Below are 3,102 nucleotides of genomic sequence, written 5' to 3'. Positions count from 1 at the left end.
GCGGGAAGCGGTGCGTTTCGCCGACGGGATACGAGCTGCCCGCACGCTCGGGGCGGATACGTTCTTGGAGATCGGTCCTCATGCTGTTTTGACGGCGATGGCCGGCCAGTGCCTCGATGCAGAGGATTCAGACGGTGCTGATGTGGCGTTCGTGCCTGTCCTGCGGCGTGACAGGCCGGCATCGCAGACCTTCACCACCGCACTCGCCACGCTCTGTGTTCGGGGCACTGAGGTCGACTGGGCCACGCCGCTCCGGAAGAGCGGCGCACAACCCATCGACCTGCCCACGTACCCCTTCCAGCGCGCCCGGTACTGGCTGGACCCCGCCCCTGCCAGGACGCTCACTACCGTGTCCGTCAGTTCGGCCGAGGCCGAGGCCGCATCGACGGCCACTGATGGGACGGCCCCGGAAACGTCCGGGCTCCGCTACCGCATCACCTGGCAGGCCGCCGCCATGGACCGCGGCACCTCCCGCTCGGCGGGTCGCGTGCTGCTCCTCGCCTCGGACGACGACGCCACCGAATCCGGACTTGCCGCCGCGATCACCCGCGAACTCGGCGTGTGCGGTGCCGAGGTACGCACCGCGATCCTGCCAGTCGGCACCGACCGCGAGACGGTTGCAGACCTGCTACGAGCCTCCGGTGACGGCGCCGCACGCAGCACGCACGTCCTGTGGCTCGCCCCGGCCGAGCCCGACACGGCCGATGCCGTCGCGCTGATCCAGGCCCTGGGCGAGGCAGGGCCCGACGCCCCACTGTGGATCGCCACGCGTGACGCGGTGGCCACCCAGCCGGGCGAGGAACCGTCCCTCGCCGGAGCGCAGCTCTGGGGGCTCGGGCAGGTCGCCGCCCTCGAACTGTTCCAGCGCTGGGGCGGCCTGGTGGACCTGCCAAAGAACCCGTCGCCCGCTGCGCTCCGCGCGTTCGTCGGGGCGCTGCTCGCAGAAGGTGAAGACAACCAGATCGCGGTGCGGCCCTCCGGCGTGTACGTCCGCCGGGTGGTCCCAGCACCCGCCCCTGCCCTCATCGCGCAGACCGCGCAGGCCGCGCAGGACGATCGGTCCGACCCGTCCGATGGACTCGGTGGAGCCGATGGAACCGCGCCGGGGAACTGGCACCCCTCCGGCACCGTACTGATCACCGGCGGCACCGGGGTCCTCGGCGCACAGGTGGCCCGCAGGCTCGCCCGAGCGGGCGCTCCGCATCTGCTCCTGGTCAGCCGCCGCGGACCGGACGGCCCTGGTACGGGCGAACTGGTCGAGGAACTGACAGCGCACGGCACCGAAGTGACCGTGACGGCGTGTGACGCCGCCGACCGCGACGCGCTCGCCGAGCTGCTCGCGAGCATTCCCGAGGACCGACCCCTCACCGCCGTACTGCACGCGGCAGGTGTGCTCGACGACGGCGTGCTCGACGCGCTCACCCCCGACCGGCTCGACGCCGTACTGCGCGCCAAGGTCACCGCGGCCCGCCACCTGGACGAGCTCACCGCAGGCATCCCACTGGACACCTTTGTCCTCTTCTCCTCCATCGTCGGGGTGTGGGGCAACGGCGGGCAGGGCGGTTATGCGGCGGCCAACGCCGCGCTCGATGCCCTGGCGCACCGGCGCCAGGCGAGGGGACAGCGTGCCACCTCGATTGCCTGGGGCCCGTGGGCCGGCGCCGGAATGGCGGCCGGCGCAGGCTCGGAGGCCTTCCAGCGGGACGGCATCGAGGCTCTGGATCCCGAGCGTGCACTCAACGTGCTGGACGAGGTGGTCCGCGCCGACGAGGCGTCTGTGACCGCCGAGACCTCTTTGATCGTCGCCGATGTGGACTGGCGCACGTTCGTCGCGCGTTCCGTCACCCGACGCACCTGGGCGCTCTTCGACGGTGTTCCGGCCGCCCGCTCCGCGCGTTCCGCCCAGGCAGCCCAGGGCCGTTCCGCGCACGCGGCGGAAGAGCGGCCGCGTCACGGCGGCATTGGCGGGAGCGGAGACGGAGCGGACGAGGACTTCCCCTGGCTCTCCGCCGGCCCCTCCTCGCCGGAACGGCGGCGGGCACTGCTCGACCTGGTGCGCTCCGAGGCCGCCGAGATCCTGCGGCACGGTTCGGCTGCCGCGGTCGATCCGGAGACCGCGTTCCGGGCCGCCGGGTTCGACTCCCTCACCGTGCTCGAACTGCGTAATCGTCTGACCGCCGCCACCGGGCTGAACCTGCCGAGCACCCTGCTGTTCGACTATCCGAGCCCGAACGCCCTGGCCGACCATCTGCACGACGAACTGTTCGGTGCCGACAACGAAGCACCGCTCGCCGCGAACACCCACACCCGGGCCTCGGCCGACGACCGCGAGCCGATTGCGATCGTGGGGATGGCCTGTCGTTACCCGGGTGGGGTGGCGTCGCCGGAGGACCTGTGGGGCCTGGTGGCCGGAGGCGGGCATGCGCTCTCCCCGTTGCCTGCCAACCGGGGCTGGGACCTTGAGGGACTCTACGACCCGGAGCCGGGCGTGCCGGGGAAGAGCTATGTGCGGGAGGGGGGTTTTCTGCACGAGGCGGCCGAGTTCGATGCGGAGTTCTTCGGTGTTTCGCCGCGTGAGGCGGCGGCGATGGATCCGCAGCAGCGGTTGTTGCTGGAGACGTCGTGGGAGGCGTTGGAGCGGGCCGGGATGGTGCCGGCTGCGCTGCGCGGTACCCGCACCGGAGTCTTCACCGGCATCTCCCAGCAGGACTACGCCGCCCAGTTGGGGGACGCGGCCGAAACCTACGGCGGTCATGTGCTCACCGGAAACCTCGGAAGCGTGGTCTCCGGCCGGGTTGCTTACTCCTTGGGTTTGGAGGGGCCGGCGCTCACGGTGGATACCGCGTGTTCGTCGTCGCTGGTGGCGCTGCATCTGGCGGTGCAGTCGCTGCGCCGGGGTGAGTGCGATATGGCGTTGGCCGGTGGTGTGACGGTGATGGCGACGCCAACGGTGTTCGTGGAGTTCTCCCGGCAGCGTGGGCTGGCCTCGGACGGGCGGTGCAAGGCGTTCGCGGAGGGCGCCGACGGTACTGCTTGGGCTGAGGGTGCCGGTGTGCTGCTGGTGGAGCGACTGTCGGACGCGTTGCGCAACGGTCATCGGGT

At 71.4% G+C, this 3,102-nt stretch carries 1 protein-coding gene; it reads left to right on the top strand.

Features of this window, described 5'->3' with window-relative positions; all coding sequences use genetic code 11:
- Positions 1–349 precede the first annotated feature (349 nt).
- A partial coding sequence (locus AB0G35_RS37190; RefSeq protein ID WP_360959203.1) for a type I polyketide synthase occupies positions 350–3,102 on the top strand: 2,753 nt, incomplete at its 3' end.

Source organism: Streptomyces sp. NPDC021749 (assembly GCF_040640655.1).
GTDB lineage: Bacteria > Actinomycetota > Actinomycetes > Streptomycetales > Streptomycetaceae > Streptomyces.
The sequence above is the reverse complement of the archived record's forward strand: the minus strand, read 5'-3'. Positions and strand labels throughout refer to the sequence as shown.